The organism is Pseudomonas sp. GW821-FHT04C07, assembly GCF_059420325.1.
The window spans coordinates 289,870-309,054 of sequence record NZ_JBWKTM010000005.1 but is presented as its reverse complement, the minus strand read 5'-3'; the positions used below and the strand labels follow the sequence as shown (position 1 = coordinate 309,054).

The 19,185-nt window shown below is 59.0% G+C and carries 22 protein-coding genes and 2 pseudogenes; 13 read left to right on the top strand and 11 right to left on the bottom strand.

Annotated elements, in window-relative coordinates:
- Positions 1-20: 20 nt before the first annotated feature.
- The gene (locus AC07UI_RS12225; protein ID WP_494992715.1) at positions 21-338 is read left to right on the top strand and encodes a helix-turn-helix domain-containing protein; all 318 of its coding nucleotides are present in this window, start codon (positions 21-23) and stop codon (positions 336-338) included.
- A gap of 478 nt (positions 339-816) precedes the next feature.
- Here the strand turns inward: AC07UI_RS12225 and AC07UI_RS12220 are convergent, their stop codons facing one another.
- Positions 817-1,875, bottom strand: coding sequence for an MBL fold metallo-hydrolase (locus AC07UI_RS12220; RefSeq protein WP_494992714.1), 1,059 nt, complete (start codon positions 1,873-1,875; stop codon positions 817-819).
- 202 nt (positions 1,876-2,077) lie between these two features.
- Between AC07UI_RS12220 and AC07UI_RS12215 the strand changes: the two genes are divergently transcribed.
- The 3 genes and pseudogenes from AC07UI_RS12215 to AC07UI_RS12205 all read left to right on the top strand — a co-directional run bounded on the left by AC07UI_RS12215 (position 2,078) and on the right by AC07UI_RS12205 (position 3,875).
- Entirely contained in the window at positions 2,078-2,686 is a 609-nt protein-coding gene (locus AC07UI_RS12215; RefSeq protein WP_494992713.1) for a TetR/AcrR family transcriptional regulator, read from the top strand.
- Between the two features lie 291 nt (positions 2,687-2,977).
- Positions 2,978-3,301, top strand: a pseudogene (locus AC07UI_RS12210) (diguanylate cyclase); the annotation flags it as partial.
- A 34-nt stretch (positions 3,302-3,335) separates the two neighbouring features.
- Positions 3,336-3,875 (top strand): DUF1003 domain-containing protein, encoded by a 540-nt coding sequence (locus AC07UI_RS12205; RefSeq protein WP_494992712.1) that lies wholly within the window; start codon positions 3,336-3,338, stop codon positions 3,873-3,875.
- Between the two features lie 24 nt (positions 3,876-3,899).
- Here AC07UI_RS12205 and AC07UI_RS12200 read toward each other — a convergent pair whose 3' ends face one another.
- Entirely contained in the window at positions 3,900-4,844 is a 945-nt protein-coding gene (locus tag AC07UI_RS12200) for a LysR family transcriptional regulator (RefSeq protein ID WP_494992780.1), read from the bottom strand.
- A gap of 25 nt (positions 4,845-4,869) precedes the next feature.
- Between AC07UI_RS12200 and AC07UI_RS12195 the strand changes: the two genes are divergently transcribed.
- The 4 genes from AC07UI_RS12195 (at position 4,870) to AC07UI_RS12180 (ending at position 7,673) form a co-directional block, all read left to right on the top strand.
- A complete protein-coding gene (locus AC07UI_RS12195) occupies positions 4,870-5,589 on the top strand; it encodes a CTP synthase C-terminal region-related (seleno)protein (RefSeq protein WP_494992711.1) in 720 nt (239 codons plus the stop codon).
- Positions 5,586-5,909: an antibiotic biosynthesis monooxygenase family protein gene (locus AC07UI_RS12190; protein WP_494992710.1), complete on the top strand. Its 324-nt coding sequence runs from the start codon at positions 5,586-5,588 to the stop codon at positions 5,907-5,909. Before AC07UI_RS12195 ends, AC07UI_RS12190 begins: the two co-directional genes overlap by 4 nt.
- Before the next feature lie 172 nt (positions 5,910-6,081).
- Positions 6,082-7,209, top strand: a complete 1,128-nt coding sequence (locus tag AC07UI_RS12185) for a glycerophosphodiester phosphodiesterase (protein WP_494992709.1) — start codon at positions 6,082-6,084, stop codon at positions 7,207-7,209.
- Positions 7,210-7,358: 149 nt separating this feature from the next.
- Positions 7,359-7,673, top strand: coding sequence for a PepSY domain-containing protein (locus AC07UI_RS12180; RefSeq protein WP_494992708.1), 315 nt, complete (start codon positions 7,359-7,361; stop codon positions 7,671-7,673).
- A 108-nt stretch (positions 7,674-7,781) separates the two neighbouring features.
- Here AC07UI_RS12180 and AC07UI_RS12175 read toward each other — a convergent pair whose 3' ends face one another.
- From AC07UI_RS12175 to AC07UI_RS12165, 3 genes and pseudogenes are all read right to left on the bottom strand, one after another.
- On the bottom strand, positions 7,782-8,246 hold the full coding sequence (locus AC07UI_RS12175; protein ID WP_494992779.1) for a hypothetical protein: 465 nt from the start codon (positions 8,244-8,246) through the stop codon (positions 7,782-7,784).
- A gap of 124 nt (positions 8,247-8,370) precedes the next feature.
- Positions 8,371-9,075 carry a methyl-accepting chemotaxis protein gene (locus AC07UI_RS12170; RefSeq protein WP_494992778.1) on the bottom strand — a complete coding sequence of 235 codons (705 nt, stop codon included), beginning with the start codon at positions 9,073-9,075 and terminating at the stop codon, positions 8,371-8,373.
- A gap of 228 nt (positions 9,076-9,303) precedes the next feature.
- Positions 9,304-9,414, bottom strand: a pseudogene (locus tag AC07UI_RS12165) (hypothetical protein); the annotation flags it as partial.
- Between the two features lie 861 nt (positions 9,415-10,275).
- Here AC07UI_RS12165 and AC07UI_RS12160 point away from each other — a divergent pair.
- The 3 genes from AC07UI_RS12160 to AC07UI_RS12150 all read left to right on the top strand — a co-directional run bounded on the left by AC07UI_RS12160 (position 10,276) and on the right by AC07UI_RS12150 (position 13,349).
- The gene (locus AC07UI_RS12160; protein ID WP_494992707.1) at positions 10,276-11,298 is read left to right on the top strand and encodes a transporter; all 1,023 of its coding nucleotides are present in this window, start codon (positions 10,276-10,278) and stop codon (positions 11,296-11,298) included.
- Positions 11,299-11,763: 465 nt separating this feature from the next.
- Positions 11,764-12,627: a 2OG-Fe(II) oxygenase family protein gene (locus AC07UI_RS12155; protein WP_494992706.1), complete on the top strand. Its 864-nt coding sequence runs from the start codon at positions 11,764-11,766 to the stop codon at positions 12,625-12,627.
- Positions 12,627-13,349: a TylF/MycF/NovP-related O-methyltransferase gene (locus tag AC07UI_RS12150; protein WP_494992705.1), complete on the top strand. Its 723-nt coding sequence runs from the start codon at positions 12,627-12,629 to the stop codon at positions 13,347-13,349. Before AC07UI_RS12155 ends, AC07UI_RS12150 begins: the two co-directional genes overlap by 1 nt.
- A gap of 91 nt (positions 13,350-13,440) precedes the next feature.
- Here AC07UI_RS12150 and AC07UI_RS12145 read toward each other — a convergent pair whose 3' ends face one another.
- The gene (locus tag AC07UI_RS12145) at positions 13,441-13,881 is read right to left on the bottom strand and encodes a multidrug/biocide efflux PACE transporter (RefSeq protein WP_494992704.1); all 441 of its coding nucleotides are present in this window, start codon (positions 13,879-13,881) and stop codon (positions 13,441-13,443) included.
- Between the two features lie 89 nt (positions 13,882-13,970).
- On the opposite strand from AC07UI_RS12145, the gene AC07UI_RS12140 reads away from it, so the two are divergent.
- Positions 13,971-14,825 (top strand): LysR family transcriptional regulator, encoded by an 855-nt coding sequence (locus AC07UI_RS12140; protein ID WP_494992703.1) that lies wholly within the window; start codon positions 13,971-13,973, stop codon positions 14,823-14,825.
- Between the two features lie 332 nt (positions 14,826-15,157).
- On the opposite strand, the gene AC07UI_RS12135 is transcribed toward AC07UI_RS12140, so the two are convergent.
- The 4 genes from AC07UI_RS12135 to AC07UI_RS12120 all read right to left on the bottom strand — a co-directional run bounded on the left by AC07UI_RS12135 (position 15,158) and on the right by AC07UI_RS12120 (position 17,777).
- Positions 15,158-16,414: an RNA polymerase sigma factor gene (locus tag AC07UI_RS12135; protein WP_494992702.1), complete on the bottom strand. Its 1,257-nt coding sequence runs from the start codon at positions 16,412-16,414 to the stop codon at positions 15,158-15,160.
- Positions 16,414-16,905 (bottom strand): SRPBCC family protein, encoded by a 492-nt coding sequence (locus AC07UI_RS12130; RefSeq protein ID WP_494992701.1) that lies wholly within the window; start codon positions 16,903-16,905, stop codon positions 16,414-16,416. The genes AC07UI_RS12135 and AC07UI_RS12130 overlap by 1 nt, the downstream gene beginning before the upstream one ends.
- A gap of 22 nt (positions 16,906-16,927) precedes the next feature.
- A complete protein-coding gene (locus AC07UI_RS12125; RefSeq protein WP_494992700.1) occupies positions 16,928-17,275 on the bottom strand; it encodes a YciI family protein in 348 nt (115 codons plus the stop codon).
- 67 nt (positions 17,276-17,342) lie between these two features.
- A complete protein-coding gene (locus tag AC07UI_RS12120; RefSeq protein WP_494992699.1) occupies positions 17,343-17,777 on the bottom strand; it encodes a YybH family protein in 435 nt (144 codons plus the stop codon).
- Between the two features lie 190 nt (positions 17,778-17,967).
- On the opposite strand from AC07UI_RS12120, the gene AC07UI_RS12115 reads away from it, so the two are divergent.
- Positions 17,968-18,453 carry a GNAT family N-acetyltransferase gene (locus AC07UI_RS12115; protein ID WP_494992698.1) on the top strand — a complete coding sequence of 162 codons (486 nt, stop codon included), beginning with the start codon at positions 17,968-17,970 and terminating at the stop codon, positions 18,451-18,453.
- A gap of 185 nt (positions 18,454-18,638) precedes the next feature.
- Here the strand turns inward: AC07UI_RS12115 and AC07UI_RS12110 are convergent, their stop codons facing one another.
- Positions 18,639-19,136, bottom strand: coding sequence for a GNAT family N-acetyltransferase (locus AC07UI_RS12110; RefSeq protein ID WP_494992697.1), 498 nt, complete (start codon positions 19,134-19,136; stop codon positions 18,639-18,641).
- Positions 19,137-19,185: the final 49 nt, after the last annotated feature.

The following is a 19,185-nucleotide window of genomic DNA, read 5'->3' as shown; positions in this document are numbered from 1 at the left end:
CTCGAACCCCGGAGAAAACCATGGCCTCTCTTGCGATGAAAATCACCCTCGAACGTATCGCCCTTCATCAATTCACCCCCGAACACTGCGCACAGGCCCGCGAGCTATTGGGCTGGAGCCTGGAGCAGTTATCTCAGGAATCAGGGGTTTCAATAGCCGCCATCCAGCGGTTTGAAGCCCAAGGGGAGTTGCTGGACGTCACTCGTCTGGCCCTGGCCTATCGGCTGGAAGCGCAAGGCCTGGTGTTTTTCCCGGGCTTTGCACCGGGCAGAGGCATGAACATCAAAGGCACGACACCTGATCCGGTCGGGCGGGCTGATTACGCGATGATTGAGTGAACACCGATACGAACAGAAGCCGGCTCCTCGGTTGGCGGCAGGCTTCGATCGACGAACTATTGCTGCCTGAAGGCCGGGGCCTGCCATGCCAGAGAGGCTTGCTCATAGCTATAGGCAAGTGCCAGGAGCCTGGCGTCGCTCCAGTGCTCACCATAAAAGAAAACCGAGGTTGGCAAACCGTCAGCGTCTATGCCTGAGGGCCCCGTGATGCCCGGGTAACCGGACAAGGGCGCGACGAAAATCGCAGGTGATGCAACATCAGCAATCAATGCGTCCAGGTAACGCATTTAGCGCAGTCATCCGGATGAGTGCGGTGAAGTGATATTTCAGAGTTCCATTCATGAATAGACGTCCCGTAAATACTGAAGGATGAGTGATTATTTCACTCTCTCGGTCAGCCTAGGGCAGGGCTCGGGATAGCCCCCCCGAGCCCCTTTCCTCTTCACGTGTATGACTATTCAACCAGACGCGCAGCCTGTCAGGTCAGCGCGTTGTGCTCCGAGCACGGCACACTCTCCACCTCAAGCCACCACGCCCGTCCACGCTGGGGTTGTGTCAGGTTGAACGCTTCACCCATTTGCGGTGTGGTGATGGAGATATTTCGCTCCCAGGCCAGGGCCAGGATGCGGTCGAAGGGTTCATGCCAGGCGTGCATCGACAGATCGAACGTGCCGTTGTGGATCGGCAGTAACCAGCGACCTTTGAGGTCGATATGCGCCTGGAGGGTTTGCTCTGGCTGCATATGAATATGCGGCCATTCGACGTTGTAGGCGCCGGTTTCCATCAGCGTCAAATCAAACGGGCCGTACTGCTCGCCGATGCGTTTTAAGCCATCGAAATAGCCGGTGTCGCCGCTGAAGAAGATCCGTGTGTCGCCATCGATCATGACCCAGGACGCCCACAGCGTGCTGTTGCCATCGAACAGGCCGCGTCCGGAAAAATGCTGGGATGGTGTGGCGATGAAGCGAATGCCATCCACTTCAGTGCCCTGCCACCAATCCAGTTGGCGCACCTTGCTGGCGTCGATCCCCCATTTGATCAAGGTATCGCCCACACCCAGCGGCGCGAGGAAGTATCTGGTTTTGTCGGCCAGTTTGAGAATGGACTGATGATCGAGGTGGTCGTAATGATCGTGGGACAGGATCACCGCCTCAATCGGTGGCAGTTCTTCCAGGCTGATGGGTGGCTGATGGAAGCGCCGTGGGCCGGCCCACTGCACCGGCGATGCGCGCTCGGCGAAGACCGGGTCGGTCAGCCAGAATTTGTCGTGCAATTTGAGCAGTACGGTCGAATGGCCGAGACGGAACACGCTGTGATTTGGCGCAGCCAACAGTGCTTCGCGGGTCAAGGCTTGTACAGGGATAACCCCGGCCGGGCGAGTGTTGCGCGGTTTGTGGAACAGCATGTTCCAGAAAATCCGCAAGGTTTTGCGAAAGCCTTCGCGCGGCACTGCTACAGGGTTGCGGTAATGACCTTCGTCCCGCAAAGAGCCTTTGAGGCTGGGGGCGCTGTCAGCGCGAGATGAGAGAGTGGCCATGATTGAGGTGACTCCAAGGAAACCGGTGAGGTTCCGGTGCTCCGTTGTTGGACGATAACTGGCCAATGCATGCACGCATTAGCCGCAAACTCTATTTTTTACCGCGCAATTACACTGCACAGTGTAGTTTCAAGATTGCAACAAACGAGAGAATAAGTAAACTGCGAAGTGTAATTTTCATTTCACCCGCCGAAGCCTATTTATGACAGCTGCACTGCGCCTCACCGACCGAAAACGCGAAGCCATCGTCCAGGCGGCCATTGTCGAATTCCGGACCAACGGTTTCGACATCACCAGCATGGACAAGATAGCCGCCACGGCCGGCGTTTCGAAGCGCACGGTGTACAACCACTTCCCCAGCAAGGAAGAGCTGTTCGCCGAGATCCTGAATAAATTATGGACCAGCATCAGCACCCAGCAGGACACGATCTACCGCAGTGATCTGCCGCTACGCGAGCAGCTGGAAGTGTTGTTGCGGGCCAAACTGCACATGCTGGCGGACAACAACCTCCTCGACCTCGCACGTGTGGCAATTGCCGCCACGATCCACTCCCCCGAACGGGCCCAGGATATGGTCGCCAGGCTGGGAGAGCGTGAAGAGAGCCTCACCGTGTGGATTCGCGCGGCCCAGGCCGACGGCAGGTTGAAACCCGTCGACCCGTGTTTCGCCGCGCAGCAGGTGCAGGGGCTGATCAAGGCATTCGCCTTCTGGCCACAAATCTCCATGAACCAGCCAGTGCTGTCACCCGAGATGCAGACCACCGTTGTAGCGTCTGCAATGGATATGTTCCTGGCCTGCTATCAGCTGTAGTCCCGTCCACTCGGGGAGGATTCCCTAGGGCCCTTCCTCGCCTGCTCTGCTGGGGGCGGCCTTCGCCCACCAGTACGCTTCAGGTCTATCTGACGCTCTACCCGCTGGCGGTAGGCACGGTGTGTTACCAGCTGGCAATCAAGTCAGTTAAGCGAACGCTGCCCCTTGTAGGAGCGAGCTTGCTCGCGATGACGTTAACGATAACGCGTGTTTGCTGGATAAACGCGTCGCCCTCAGGTCCATCGTCGGAGCGCCGCCCGGAGCAATCGAGCGTCGACCGGCTGCTCCTACATTTTGCCGGACATGCCTCTGGAGCAAGCCAGGGAGTTCATGGAACGCTTGCGTGAAGTCTTCAGCAACTGCCGCAGCCAGGAGATCCCTGAGCTTGAGGTGAGCTTGAGCATTGGTCTTGCCGCTTACCAGTTACAGTTCGAGGATGCCGCGATATGGCTCAACGAGGCGGACAAAGCGCTGTACGCCGCGAAAAACACCGAGCGCAACAAAATCAACGTTGCCACGAGCGACCCGGTCAGAGAACCCGCGATTGCCCGTCTGACACAAGCCCACTGGATGCCCTTAGAGGATTTCCTCAATCGTGGGTACTCGGGGCTATAGTAGACCCCAGTCCCACGGCATTGCAGAGAGCACTATGAACTCAGTCAAACCCGAAGCAGAGCCTGGCTCTGAAGTCGATCACCTGCGCTTTCACCGCCCTCACGCCCATCTGGCGCCGACCTTCGGCACTGACAGTTTTGCCTTGAAGGCTGAAGCCTTTGCCCGTTTTTTCGGGACGCCGACCTTCCTCGGTGCGCAAACACTGATTGTCGCACTCTGGATTGGCGTCAACCTGGCTGGACTGACGAATTTCGATGTCTATCCGTTCATCCTGCTGAACCTGGCTTTCAGCCTCCAGGCAGCCTATGCCGCGCCGCTGATTCTGCTCGCTCAAACTCGCCAGGCGGCACGGGACAAAGCCCATTCCGATGCGGATGCCCTGCACCGTGAAACCCTTGCCCTTGCCAACGCCGAACGGCAGGTACAAGCCGCCCAGACCACAGCACAACTACTGGAATTACTTGAGCAAAACACCCGTTTGACCGAGATGACCAAGACCCTGACAGAGCGCATCGAAAACCTGACCTCCGAAATGCATCAGCATTTTGTGCGCAAGGATGAGCCCAAGGTTTGAACCCATCGCGCCGGAGGAACAGAACTAAGGCAAACGGACGCTGCGCGCCAGTTCATCGAACAGCGTCACCACCGAGCGCAAGGTACGGCAGTCCGGGCGGGTCAGCAGCCATAGACTGGTGTCGTAACCGTGCAGGGGCTCACTCAAGGCTTGCAGTCCCGATTCACCGATCAGGAAGTCCGGCAGCGCCGCGACGCCCAACCCGGCACGCACCAGTTCGGTGACCGACAGCATGCTGTTGCAGCGGTAATTGGGCAGCACGCCGGGCAACTGCTGACGACGCCAGGCCACGGTTGGATGATCCGGCAGGAAGTCATCCGGGGCGATCCAGGCAAGCCTGGCCAGGTCACTGGGGTCGACCGATTGCAGGTAAGCCGCACTGGCGCAAACCCGGTACGACACCGAGCCCAGGCACCGCCCGACCAGATGCTGCGGCGGTGTGCAGGTCAAGCGCAAAGCGATGTCGGCGTCGCGGCGACTGAGGTTGGCAAAATCGTTGGATGTACTCAATTCGATGGTCAAGGCCGGATATGCCGGCATGAACTGCGCCAGTGCCGGCAAAAGCAAACCTTGCAGGACCGAATCGGTGCAGGTCAGGCGGACCGTGCCACTGATAACTTCCCCACCTTGCTCCACACCAATGCGCGCCGCTTCCAGCGCTTGCTCGGCACGCTCAGCCTGTTCGGCCAAGGCTTGCGCCATGCTGCTCGGTAGATAGCCTGCGCGGCTTTTCTCGAACAACTCCTGACCCAAGGCGGCTTCCAGTCTGCGCACCGCACGAAATACCGTCGACACATCGACCTTCAACAGCGCTGCTGCACGGGCCAGAGAGCCGCCACGCACCAGCGCCAGGATCAGCGACAGGTCCGGGTAATCGAGTTGATAGTGCGTTGATGCATTGAGCATTTGGGTAAACGCCAATATTGATTGCGTGAGCGCCAATCTATAGTGGGCTCCAGGAATCAACAAGCCTTGGCCGCACCAGGAGAACCACATGCAAACCCCTTCAGATAAGCCCCTCATCCAGATCGCTCTGATCGGTGACTACAACCGCGATGTCATCGCTCACCAGGCGATCCCGCTGGCGCTGACCATGGCGGCCGAGAAGGCCGACATGAAGGTGCAGTTTGAGTGGCTGCCCACCGATAGCATCACATCGGCCACCCAGCTGAATGGCTTCGACGGTTTCTGGTGTGTGCCGGCCAGCCCTTACCGCGATGTGGACGGCGCACTCCTGGCCATCCGTTATGCCCGCGAACAACAACGACCCTTTCTGGGGACCTGCGGCGGTTTTCAACACGCAGTGCTTGAGTACGCGCGCAACGTGCTCGGCTGGGCCGATGCCGAGCATGGCGAGACCTCACCGGACGCCGCCCGCGCCCTGCTCACGCCGTTGAGTTGCTCGTTGGTCGAGGCCGTGGACGGTATCCGCCTGGTCGAAGGTTCGTTGATCGCCAACGCCTATGGCGCACTGCAAATCCGCGAAGGTTATCACTGCCGGTACGGCGTCAATCCCGAGTTCGAAACGCAGCTGCTGACACAAAGCCTGCACGCCACCGGACACGACTCGGCGGGTGATCTAAGGAGCGTCGAGCTGCATTGTCATCCGTTCTTCGTCGCCACGTTATTTCAGCCCGAACGCGCCGCACTGGCCGGCACGCCCCCGCCGCTGGTCAGCGCATTTCTCAACGCCTGCGCGGGGAACCCGGCATGATCGCCAAGACACCAGCGACGCCCTACTACGCGGTGATTTTCACGTCCCTGCGAACCGAGGGGGATCAAGGCTATGAGCAAGCCGCCGGGCGCATGCTCGAGCTGGCCCGCGAGCAACCGGGATTTCTCGGTGTTGAGTCAGCCCGCGGTGAAGACGGGCTCGGCATCACTGTTTCCTATTGGGCCAGTGAGGCCGCAATCCTCGCCTGGAAACATCACGCCGAACACACCGAGGTCCGCGAGCAGGGGCGCTCGACCTGGTATGAGGCTTGTCATACACGGGTGTGCAAGGTTGAGCGCGCTTATCGGTTTGAGAAATAGTCGAGCGTCGGGGGGCGTTAACTGCCGGGCCGACGAGTACTGCACAGAGCCGCACAAAAGCACTGAAATACCGGCTCTGACACACGTAATGTCGGTATGGCGATAGCACAAGTGGCGTTCAGTTGTTAAAAGGTAATCCTTGGACATCGCTCTCTACGAAAGGACTTCGAATATGCCCGTCACCTTCCGCAAAAGTGCCCTGTTGCTGAGCCTGATGCTCGGCCTTGGCCAGGCACAGGCCACCAGCCAGCCGAGCCCGACCGCTCTGACCAGCGCCATAGGTGTTCCACACCCGGCGGTCATTGCCCACCGTGGCGCATCCTTCGATGCACCGGAATCCACCGCGGCCTCCTACAAACTGGCGCGTGACCTGGGTGCCGACTATCTGGAAATGGACCTGCAACGCAGCAAAGACGGTGTGCTGTTTGCTCTGCATGACAACAACCTGCAACGCACCACTGACGTTGCCAGTAAATTTCCCGAGCGCAAGGACAGTCCCGCCAACGAGTTCACCCTGGCCGAACTGAAAACCCTGGATGCCGGCAGTTGGTTCAACAAGGCGTACCCGGACCGTGCGCGCCCCTCGTATGTGGGCCTGAAGATCCTGACCCTCGACGAAATCATCGATATCGCGCAAGGCAACCCGCAGCACAAACCCGGGCTGTACATCGAAACCAAAGAGCCAAAGCAGTTTCCGGGTATCGAACGTGACCTGAAAGATAAATTGCAGGACCGTGGCTGGCTGAGCCCGACTGGCTCGAAACTGGCGAAAAGCGATTTGGCGGTCGGCCAGGGCAAAGGCAAGGTCGTGCTGCAAACCTTCGAGAAGAGCAGCCTGGAACTGCTGCAAAAGGAAATGCCGCAGGTACCGAAAATCCTTCTGCTGTGGGTCGGTGAAGGCAGTATCGAACCCAAATCCAATGTCAGCTTCGCCGCCAGCGGTGAAAAGGACAAGGCCGCCTGGTACGCCAGACAGGAACCCAGGGACAAAGCCGAATTCGAGAAATGGGTCAACTACGCCAAGGCTCAAGGCGCCATCGGTACAGGACCTTCGGCAGCCCTGACCACAGGTGGCGATCAAAGCTATTCGGACCTGGTGCAGCCGTGGATGAACACCTTCACTCACGACAAAGGTCTGTTGGTGCATGCCTACACCATCGACGAACCGGTGGATTACAAGAAGGTGATGGACGCCGGCGTTGATGGCATCTTCACCAACCGCGCCAGCGAGCTGCTCAAGTACTTCAAACGCCCGGCGCCGGCCAGCGTCGCGCAGTTGCTTGAGGCTAACGGCTATTAAATGATCAATCGGCCGTGAGCCGGGGCGTATAGCGCCCCATGCAGGAATGGTCGAACGGAACCGTCAGCGCTGAGGTGCAATTAAGGGTGAATTAAGTTCGGCGGACTACGCTGGTCCCACTTAAACAGTTCACCCCAAGGAAAGAACTCATGAAAACGTTGACTGCCCTGTTCGCCGTTGCTGCCTTGACCCTGACCGCCGGGCTGGCCCGGGCTGACGTGCGCCCGGATCTGATTCCGGGTCTGCTCAAAGACGGCAGCATCATGGACCTGGAAAAACTCAACCAGGCCGCCCTCGCCCAGCATCCAGGAGCTACGGCAGCCAACATCACCGACACCGGGCTTGAGAAAAAAGACGCGGATTACGTCTATCAGGTCGAAATACGCGACGCCAAAGGTGTTGAGTGGGACGTGCACCTGGACGCCAGGACCGGTCAGGTGCTGAGCAACAAACAAGACAAGTAACGGGAACACTGTAAAAGCCGCGCGACCTTTGGGTCGCGTGGTTTTTTTTGCGTTTTAGCGCAGAACACAAAGCCCGCGTTCGCGCTCGATCACCGCAGGCTCCCGACATTATGCCGAGGTACTGACCAACGAGCCCGAGGTGCTGCTGCTCGAGCTCTGCAAGGCTTGCAACAGCGCGGCAGTAGCGGTCTGCAAGGAGCCTGAGGTGGTCGCGATCTGCGATTGCGCGGCGGCCACTTCGGCGGCTTTTGCGTCTGCACTTTTCTGACTCGCTTGAGCCGCTTGCAGTTGCTTGTGTTGTTCCTGCAATTGCTTTTGCAGTTCAGCAATCTGCTTGCGCAGGGCTTTCACCGCATCCGACTCGCTACTGCTGCTCGTACTGCTGCCGCTGGACGCCGGTGCACCGCCTGCTGCGACCTTCGAAGTGTCGGTTGCGGCTGAGATGGCTGAGCTACCTGCTGCCGTTGACGAGGTGCTGTCGGTCTTGCTGGTGTCGGCACTGTCAGTGATCGTGGTTTTGCTGGACGTTGTAGAAAGGCTCTGATTGATCGAAACGGAAGTGATGCTGACCATGGGTGGTTGATCCATGTGAGTCTAGGGATATCCTCCTCATCGACGTAAGCGGTACAAGCTTGAGATTTATCGTGTACCGGCCCGGATACCGAGCCGATACACAATCACGCCTGGAGGTGCCCGGTCATGCACTCAGACGTGCAGTCACCTCGTTCAGTTGCCCCGACAACCCGTGCAGATTCTGGCTCGCGGCTTCGGTGCGCTGCACGTTATCCAGGTTGGTACTGGCGATGCAGGTGATCTCGGTGAGGTTGCGCGAAATATCTTCGGCGACCGAGGTCTGCTGTTCGGCGGCGGTGGCGATTTGGCGGTTCATGTCGCGAATCGCTTCCACCGCCACAGTGATGCGCTCCAGCATCGCACCGGCCTGAGTGACCTGCTCGACGCTTTCTTCACTGCGCGACTGGCCACTCTCTATCGCCTGGGCCGCATCCACTGCGCCGGTTTGAACGGTCTGGATGATTTGATTGATCTCGATGATCGACGCCGCAGTGCGCTGAGCCAGGCTGCGCACTTCATCCGCGACCACGGCAAACCCACGCCCGGCCTCACCGGCACGGGCCGCTTCGATGGCCGCGTTGAGCGCCAGCAGGTTGGTCTGTTCGGCGATCCCGCGAATCACTTCCAGCACCTTGCCGATGCGCCCGCTGTCGGCCTCCAGACGCCGGATAACCGTAGCGGTATTGGCGATTTCACCGCGCATTTGAGTGATGGTGTGAATCGTCCCCTGCATGACCTTTTCGCCCTGCCGAGCAGAGTGATCGGCATCATCGGCAGCCCGCGCCGCGTCGGCGGCGTGGCGGGCGACTTCCTGAGCGGTGGCGGACATTTCGTTCATCGCCGTGGCGACTTGATCGGTGCGGTTGAATTGCTCGTTGGTGCCGTGGGTCATGAGGCTTGCAATGGAATTCAGCTCACCGCTGGCACTGTCCAGATCCGAGGCACTGCGCTGCAAATGGCTGAAGGTTTCTGCGAGAAAATCCCTTAGTGTATTGGCGGCAACGGCCAGCTTGCCCAACTCATCCTGACGATTGCTCGCCACCCGCTCGGCAAAGCGACCCTGACTGAGTTGCGCCACATACTCGATCAGCTTGCGGATCGGCTCCACCAGATGGCGGTTGACCAGCCACAGGCTGAACAGACCGATCAACAGGCCCGAAGCAAGCATCACCACAATTCCCAGCAGCACAGTGTGATCGGCGCTGGCGCTGATCAATGTCGATTGCTCGGTGCCTTGCTTGCGTAACTCGTTGACCAGCTCGCTCATTTGTTCACTGGCGGCGCGGTCCACGCCTTTGACCGCAGCGTCTCCGGCTGTTGGATCAGCACCTGCCGCCAGATAAGCGTCGCGGCCCTTCTGATAGGCCGTACCCAAGACCCGGTGCTCCTCACGCAGTCGCTCGATGCGTGTCTTGAGCTGTGCATCGATTCCCGGTTGGCTGGCCAGTTGGCCAAGAATGTCCTGAACATCGCGTTGGCGATCTTCAAACTGCTTCCAGTACTTGTCCAGATCAGCCGGCTGCTTGCCACGCAGCAGGACGTTTTTCCATTCCTGTACCTGAACTTTGAATTGCAGGTTGGCCTCATCGATCAGTTGTGAAGTATGCAGCGGGCCATCGATCAGGTTGTGATAGCTCTGAACACCGCTGGAGAGAAAGTGAAAGCACGCCAGAGCAATCAACAGCATCGCAATCAAGCTGCCGCTCAGCATTGCCAGAATTTGAGCTCTCAGGGATTTTTGCAAAAACATCGAGTGGGATCTCATGACAGGGATAAAGCAGGCCATCTAGGGGCATGCATGACGTCTAGACATCCCTGTCACCAACAACCAGGCCTATGGCCAAAACACGAAAGATTACGTGAGCGTGATCGGCGCGCTGTTCGCATTCTTTAAAGGGTTCCGACCACTGGTCGTCGCTCACTCGCCCGCGTCGCCAAACTGTCACAAAACCGTCAAACAGCCTTGCCATGATGCGGTTCAAGTGAGCCTGTGAAACGTCCTACAGGCACCTCCCGCCAGCGAGACTCCATGAACCACAGTATCGACCAACGCCATCGCGACTCTGATCTGTTCGGCCTGCTCTACGGTTTCAGTTTTCGCCCCGGCGAACGCGGCCGTGAAATCGATTCGGCCAAGGCTCTGGAATGCTTGAAACAACCCGCTGACACAGACGAGTTTCTCTGGTTGCACCTCAACCTGGCCCACGCCGCCTGCGAGCGCTGGATGAAAACCCATCTGGATTTGCCAGAAGAATTCTTCGAAGCGCTGCATGAAGGTTCACGTTCTACACGCATCGAACACGTCGATACGGCGCTGCTGGCAGTGGTCAACGATGTGGTGTTCAACCTGAGCAGCATGGTGTCTTCGGACATCTCGACCCTGTGGGTCTGCGCCCGCAGCCGCCTGATCATCAGCGCCCGCCTGCAACCCTTGCACTCAGTGGACAAGCTGCGTTCCTCGGTCAAGGCCGGTGAACGCTTTCGCTCGCCACTGGAACTGCTGGTACATCTGCTGCGTGATCAGGGCGAAGTGCTGACCCAGATCGTGCGCAAAACCAGCATCAGCGTCGACCAGATCGAAGACCAGCTATTGTCCTCGCGCCTGTCCACCAACCGCGCCGAACTGGGTACTAACCGCCGGGTGCTGGTGCGCCTGCAACGCTTGTTGGCGCTTGAACCGGGGTCGTTGCTGCGGCTGCTCAACCGCCCACCGCAGTGGCTACAGAAGGAGGACGTCAAGGAGCTGCGCAAGTCCACGGAGGAGTTTGCGCTGATCATCAACGACCTCACGGCCCTGGGCGAACGCATCAAACTGCTGCAAGAAGAAATCGCCGCCAACCTCAACGAACAAAGCAACCGCACCCTGTTCACCCTGACCGTGGTCACTGTGCTGGCGCTGCCGATCAACATCATTGCCGGCTTCTTTGGCATGAACGTCGGTGGCATCCCGCTCTCGGGCGACCCCGAGGGCTTCTGGATTCTGGTGGCACTGGTGGCGACCTTTACCGTGCTGGCCGGGCGTTGGGCATTTCGCAAGCGCCAGGATTATTGAGTCAAGCGGGCTTGCACAATCCCTGTAGCAGCTGCCGCCAGGCTGCGTTCGGTCTGGACTGCATTCGGACGAAGCGGTCGTAAATCCTGCCTCCACGGTTAACCTGAAAAACCGCGGTGCCTGACTTTACGACCACTCTGTCCGAATGCGGCCCAGACCGAACGCAGCCTCGCTCAGCTCGTCAGCTGCTACGGATCGCGTTGCGGCTGGGGCTATTGGGCAGTTTGTATTGGCTGTTTACGCAGTTGTTCCAAGCCTCGCTCAACAACTGAAAAAATCCCGGACGGGGTAATCGGTTCGGGATTTTTTTATCCAGCGAATCAGACTCAGGCAAGCGCAACACGCATTTCGTCGAAAAATCAGCGTATTAACGAGCTTTTGCTCCAGCATCCGCTGGATTGCACTTCAGTTTGTTACCTTTGTGCCGACTCTTTAGAGACCCAACGTATTCAGGAGGGGGAAACCGTGAATTTGTATATTAATCAGCTTCAGAACAAAGCTGACTTCAAAAGCGCCATCTACGCTGGCGATATCTTCCTGAACACCCAGCTCAACGCAGCCAAAGAACTGTGCGCATTCGCCCGGCAAAGCATCACCGCGGCGTTTGACGGCGAGACTGATCACCAGTCCCTGCACACGCTGATGCCGGTCGAAGAATTCGTCATCCAGGTAACCCGGCTCAAGGGCCAGTTCACCAACAGTCTGCAGGTCAAGGAGCTGATTCGCGCCTTCACCCTGGAAATTGGCGCCGACCCCAAGGACTACATTTTCGATGTGCCGCGCATCCGCGTGGTGCCGAACTACGACTACCTGCACGCCGGCATCAGTTATGCCTACAAACCGCACCGGGACACCTGGTACGGCGGCGTGGACTGCCAGATCAACACCTGGATGCCGGTTTACACCATCGCCCCGGACCAGACCATGATGATCAATCCGGGCTACTTCGATGTGCCGGTGAAGAACACCTCGGCGCAGTGGAGTTTGTCCGACTGGATCAACGTACAGCGTGAGCGAGCCAAGGACAACGTCAAAGAAGAAGTCCGCGTTCACCCGGTGCCGCTGGAAGAGATCAACACCTCATCGGAAATCCGCGTCGCCGGTAACACTGCCGAGATGCTGATTTTCTCTGGCTCGCACCTGCATGGCACCGTCCCCAACTACACCGAACAGACCCGCTTCAGCGTGGACTTCCGGCTGATGCACCTCGATGACCTCAAGCACAAACGCGGCGCAATCAATGTCGACAGCGCGTGCCCGGATGTCGGGGCCGGCTTCAAAGACTATTTGCACGTCCACGATTTCTCGAATTTCCTAGGAGCCAAATAATGACCAAGCGTCGCCTTACGCCTGCCGAGACCGAATACAACGAAACCCGTGCCAACGTCCTGAAACGGGTCGACGCCGAGTATGTGGCCGATGCGCCATACGTGTTCGCCAACCGCATTGGCGTGACCGCAGCATTGTCGCGCATGGAGTTGTTCAAGAAAGTCGCCGAGATACCGGGCGCGATCATTGAGTGCGGCGTGTACAAGGGCAACTCGCTGATGCTCTACATGCACTTGTCGATGATTCTGGAACCCTACGCGATCAACCGTTCGATCGTCGGTTTCGACACCTTTGAAGGTTTCACCAGCATCAACAAGGACGAAGACCCGACGGACATCAACGAGAACATGTTCTCCGACACCGACCAGTCGCTGATCCAGGACATGATCGACGCCAACGACTTGCTGCGTCCGGTCAACCGCATCCCGCGTTGCGAGCTGGTCAAGGGTGACATCTGCAAAACCGCGCCGGAGTACGTCAAGTCCCGGCCGGACCTGGTCGTGGCCATGCTGATCCTCGACACCGACCTTTACGAACCGACCAAAGTCGCGCTGGAAACCTTCCTGCCGTACATGCCAAAAGGCGCCATCGTGGTGCTGGACGAAGTCGCCTATCGCAACTTCCCGGGCGAAACCAAAGCCCTGCGTGAAGTGTTCGACATGAACAAGATCGAACTCAAACGCCTGCCGTTCGATTCCTGCGTGGGTTACTTCCACATCTGATCGCCCTTTTCTGGCTCGGCACAACCCCTGTAGCAGCTGGCGCAGGCTGCTACGGATCGCGTAGCGGCTTGACTGACTCGCCGCGAAGGCGTCATCCGCGAGATGGCTCTCGGCGTAACATCACCCTCTCGCGCACCACGTCATACGCCCAGTGGTAGACGTAGGTGTACGGCAGGAAAAACAGCAACACGCCGATGTCCAGAATCAGTGCCTGCAACAGGCTGATGCTCAGCCACCAGGCCACCAGCGGCACGCTGACGACCACCAGACCGCCCTCGAACAGTAACGCATGCAACATGCGGGTCCAGCCATTCTGGACCATGGCGAAACGCTCGCGCATGCGGTCGAACATGCCATTGAAGAGCACATTCCAGCCCAGCGCGATAAAGCAGTTGGCGACGGTCACCACGCCCATGTCGAACAATGGCTTATCCATCAACCAGGCGAACAGTGGGGTGCACATCAGCACCGCGAAGACTTCAAAGCCAATGGCCTGGAAAACCCGTTCAGTCAGGGATTTTTGGGTACTCATGATCAGACTCTCTGGGTAACGATGGTTGCCATCATTGCCCACCAGCCCGATACTTCATAACCAATAACCATCGATCAAGGCGATAGTTCATGGCATCTCATGAAGTGCTGCTGGCCTTTGTCCAGGCCGCGACCCAAGGCTCGTTCTCTGCGGCCGCACGCAAACTGGGCAAGAGCCAGTCGACCATCAGCGCGGCCGTCGCCAGCCTGGAAATCGACCTGGACGTGATTCTGTTCGATCGCAGCAGCCGCAAACCCGGCCTGACACCCGCCGGGCATGTGATGCTGCAACGTGCCGAAGACATCCTGGCTGCGACCAGTCGGCTGGAAATGGCCGCCAGCCAGCTGTCACAAGGCTTCGAACCGAAGCTGACCGTGGCCATTTCCGACACCTGGCAGTCCGACCGTTTCGAGGCGTGCTTGAGCGAGTTCGAGCAGCGTTACCCGGACCTGGAACTCGAATGCCTGATCGCCGAATGCGACGATCTGGTGGCGCTGGTCCAGCGTGGCCGGGCGCAGATTGCCTTCGCCGAGATGCAGCCGAGCTACCCGGCGGACCTTGCCAGTTCGACAGTCGACGAACGCACGGAAATCGCCTTGTTTGTCTCTCGTGAGCATCCACTGGCCGCGCTGCAAAGAGTCGACAAGGACACCTTGCAACAACACCGCGAGTTGCGTCTGGCGACCATCGTCAACCCGTATGAAACCCGCGCACAAGGCCGGGTCTGGTCGGCACCGAGTTATTTGATGCTGCTGGAAATGGCTCAAGGCGGTTTTGGCTGGGCACCGTTACCGCGCTGGCTGGTGGGCCGCTTTGGCGCAGGCTCGCTCCATGAACTCACCGTGCGCGGCTGGCCACGGCCGGTGGCGGTGGATGCACTGTGGTCACGCCTGCATCCGCCGGGGCCTGCAGGGAGTTGGTTGCTGGGGAAAATGCTGGAGTGAAACCGTTCGTAGAACCTGTTGTGGTCGCGCAGAGAACACCTGTAGGAGCACGACTTGCCGGCGATGGCGTCCTTGAGATCACCCGTAGGAGCACGGCTTGCCGGCGATGGCGTCCTTGAGATCACCCGTAGGAGCACGGCTTGCCGGCGATGGCGTCCTTGAGATCACCCGTAGGAGCACGGCTTGCCGGCGACGGCGTCCTTGAGATCACCCGTAGGAGCACGGCTTGCCGGCGATGGCGTCCTTGAGATCACCATCGCGAGCAAACGGAGCACCGCCCGGCTGGTTCCTACAAAAAGCCATTTATTTCATTCAATGCGCTATTTTTAGTTCTAGTAAAAGAACGGTTTCAGCGCTTCAAGCCGCCGCTCGATAAACCGCCGCTCCGGTACTTGCCGAGTCAACTCCAGGGCGCGCTGATAAGCCTCTCTGGCCTGCTCGACGCGCCCGAGCTGCCGGCAGAACTCCGCCCGGGCCGAATGTGCCAGGTGGTAATCGAGCAGCTCGCCTCGCGCCAGAATCCCCTCGATCAACTCCAGCCCCGCCAGCGGTCCATCACGCTTGGCCAGGGCCGCCGCGCGATTGAGCTCGATCACCGGCGAAGGCACCGCCCGCAGCAATACGTCATAAAGCCCGACGATCTGTACCCAGTCGGTTTCCTCCGCGGTCGGCGCTTCGGCATGTACCGCGGCGATCGCGGCTTGCAGGCAGTATGGGCCGAAGCGACGGGTGCTCAGCGCCTGCTCCACCAGAGCGCAGCCTTCGGCGATCAGCCCGGCATTCCACAGCGAGCGGTCCTGTTCATCCAGCACAATCAGTTCACCCGAGGCCGAAGTCCGGGCCGGGCGTCGCGACTCGTGCAGCAGCATCAGCGCCAGCAGCCCCATGACCTCGGGCTCCGGCAGCAACTCCATCAGCAAACGAGCAAGGCGTATGGCCTCGGCGGTCAAATCTTCACGCGTCACCTGCTCGCCCATCGAGGCCGAATAACCTTCGTTGAACACCAGATAAATCACCCGCAACACGCTGTCCAGACGCTCGGGCAGTTCGGCCATGGACGGCACTTGATAGGGGATCTTCGCGTCACGAATCTTCGCTTTGGCGCGCACGATGCGCTGGGCAATGGTGGCCGGTGCTGTGAGAAAGGCCCGAGCGATTTCCTCGGTCGTCAGGTCGCAGATTTCCCGAAGCGTCAACGGCACCTGAGCATCCGCCGCCAAGGCCGGGTGGCAGCAGGTGAAGATCAATCGCAGGCGATCGTCTTCCACGTCTTCCTCGCTCCAGTCGGTCTCTTCGAGCTCTTGCACCTGGCTGACCAACGCCGCCCGGGATGCACTGAAACGCGCCCGCCGGCGCAACCCGTCAATGGCCTTGAAGCGCCCGGTAGACACCAGCCAGGCGCGCGGATTAGCCGGCACGCCATCACGCTGCCAACGCTCGACCGCGACGAAGAAAGCTTCATGTAATGCCTCTTCGGCGAGGTCGAAATCGCCGAGCAAGCGAATCAGGGTCGCGAGTATCCGCCGTGACTCGGCGCGATAAACCGTCTCCAGCTGTGCCTTGAGCGCCCCGCTCGCCTCGCCCGGCATCAGTCAGTCATGCCTTCGGTCACCAGCCTCACCAACCGGTCCAGGCTTTGTCCCCAGCCTTCATGAAAACCCATCGCCTCATGGGCCTGGCGATCCTCTTCAGTCCAGTGCATGGCGCGCGCGGTGTAGAGGGTTTTGCCATCGACTTCCTCAAGAGTCACCTCAGCACTCATGAAGGGTTTGCCCGAAGGAATCCAGCCCGGTTTGAAGGCATCGGTGAAGACAATCCGCTGTGGCGCGACGATCTCCAGGTACACCCCCTGGGTCGGATATTCCTTGCCATCCGGCGCGCGCATCAAGGTGCGAAACAGACCACCGACCCGCAGGTCTATTTCACATTCCGGCGTGGTCATGCCATGGGGCCCCCACCACTGCACAAGCAACTGCGGTTCGGTCCAGGCACGGAAAATCCTGCTGCGGGGCGCATCAATCAAACGGCTGATGGATAACTCGAATTCAGCAGGTTGTGGTTGAGCCAATTGAGCGTTCATCAGGGTCTCCTGCTTATTATTGTTATGAGGGATTCAATTCACGTACGGGGCGCACTTCGACACTGCCGACCCGGGCCGCCGGAATGTTGCCGGCGACCTGGATAGCCTCGTTGAGGTCCTTGGCATCGATCAGATAGAAGCCGGCCAATTGCTCTTTGGTTTCAGCGAATGGCCCGTCGGTGATCGACAGCTTGCCGTTGCGCATGCGCACGGTTGTGGCGGTCTGCACTGACTCCAGCGCCTCGGCGGCGAGCATCCGGCCACTGCCCTGAACGGACTCGGCGTAGGCCATGCACTCAGCGTCTTTCGGGCTGTCGGGCAGGCTGTGCAACAGATGCTCGTCGCTGTAGACCAGGCATAGGTATTTCATGAAATTCTCCGTCATCAAGCTGATCAACTATGGCTGCTGATTCGAGGTTTGGCGAAAATCCCGACGATCAGGGTTGCAGATCGAACAAAGCCGTACCACTCATCATGTCGAACGGTGCCGACCAGTGCTCATGCACCACCAACCATTGGCCATTGATGCGTTGATAACCGGCGGTGACCCGCATCCAGCAGGCTTTGGTTTCACCTTTTTCGTCCGTCCCGCCGCAATGGGCCAGCCAATGGGCAAAAGCGATGTCGGCGGCCGGCACGACGTGCAACTGGTGAAACTCGAAAATGCCGGGACCGGGGCAGACTTTCATGCACTCTTGCCAGTGCGCACGGTAGGCCGCTTTGCCCTTGAATTGCAGCGCGGTCACGGCGTCGAACGAAGTGATGTCGTCGGAGTAATAGCTGACGATTTTGTCGATATCCTTGGCGATGACGGCTTGCTGCCAGGTCTCGATCAAGGCGCGGATTTCAATTTCGGTGTTGTGAGTGTTCACGAGGGTTCTCCTTGCGATTGGTTTGCACAGGCTCATCGGGCGGCCTGATTAGTGGCACTTAAATCGTGAAGACACCCCTAGTCGTATGGCGCACACCGAAATCGACAAGTTCGACGTGTTGCCACAAAAAATATTTTTGCCCGCCGCAAACTCGTTAGAATCCCGGGTCTCACATTTGTCGGTACCGCTCGTGACTACTCAGCTTGTGCCCTACGACAGCCTGACCCCGGTTCAGCGCCAACAAGTCGAAGCCATCGAAATCCTCCCACAGCAAAAGGAATTCTCCGGCGATATCGACGGCGCCTTGCACGCCCTGCGGTCCAACGCCAACCCCGGCGTCAAAGGCTTTGCCCTGCTTTCGCAAGAGGTTCCGGTGGCCTTCCTGCTGCTCAAACGCCCGCCGTGCCTTCCCCATTGGGCCGATGAAGACACCGCCACACTGCACGCCCTGCAAGTCGACCACCGCGCCCAGGGCAAAGGCTTCGCAAAAGCCTGCCTGCAAGCCCTGCCGCAAGTCGCTCGCCAGACCTGGCCGCACATCAATGGGTTGATGCTCTCGGTGGACACCCACAATGAAGCGGCGCTCAACCTGTACCTCAAGCAAGGTTGGGTCGATACCGGCGAAGCGTACAAGGGCCGGATCGGTTATGAACGCAGGCTGTCGCTGGCCTTCTGAACATGCGACATGTTTGATCGTTGTTTGATCGTTGTTTGATCGTTGTTTGATCGTTGTTTGATCGTTCCCACGCTCTGCGTGGGAATGCAGCCCGTGACGCTCTGCGTCACATCCAAAGCGGACGCGGAGCGTCCGGTGAGGCATTCCCACGCAGAGCGTGGGAACGATCAAATCATGCATTCACATCACAGTTTCAACACCATTTCATGCCAGGCCATCCCGCCGTGGTCAGAGGCTGAAGCCTTGAGGTAGGCGAAGCCGAAGCTGGCATAAAGCGCAATATGCCGCTCCTTGCACATCAGGTTGATGCTCGCCTTGTGCATTGCGCGCATGCGCTCGATGAATTCGCTCATCAAACGTTTCGCCAAGCCCTGCCCTTGATAATCCGGGTGCACCACCACCGACATGATCACCACATGCGGGCCGTCCGGGTCATGGCCGATCAGCTCCTTGAAGGCTTCATCGGCCATTTCCACCTGGTAGGCGGCGCCGGAGTTGATGAAGCCTGCGACCAGGCCATCGACTTCAGCCACGATAAACCCCTGCGGCCAGGTGGCAATGCGCGTGGCGATTTTCTCGCGGGTGGCCGCTTCGTCGCCTTCGTAGGCAATCGATTCGATGGCGAAACAGCGGTCCAGGTCAGCGGGCGTGACCAGGCGAACAACAGTGTTTGACGATTTCATAGGAGACAACAGCTACCTTGTAAGGTGACGACGACAGGCGCAACGGCAG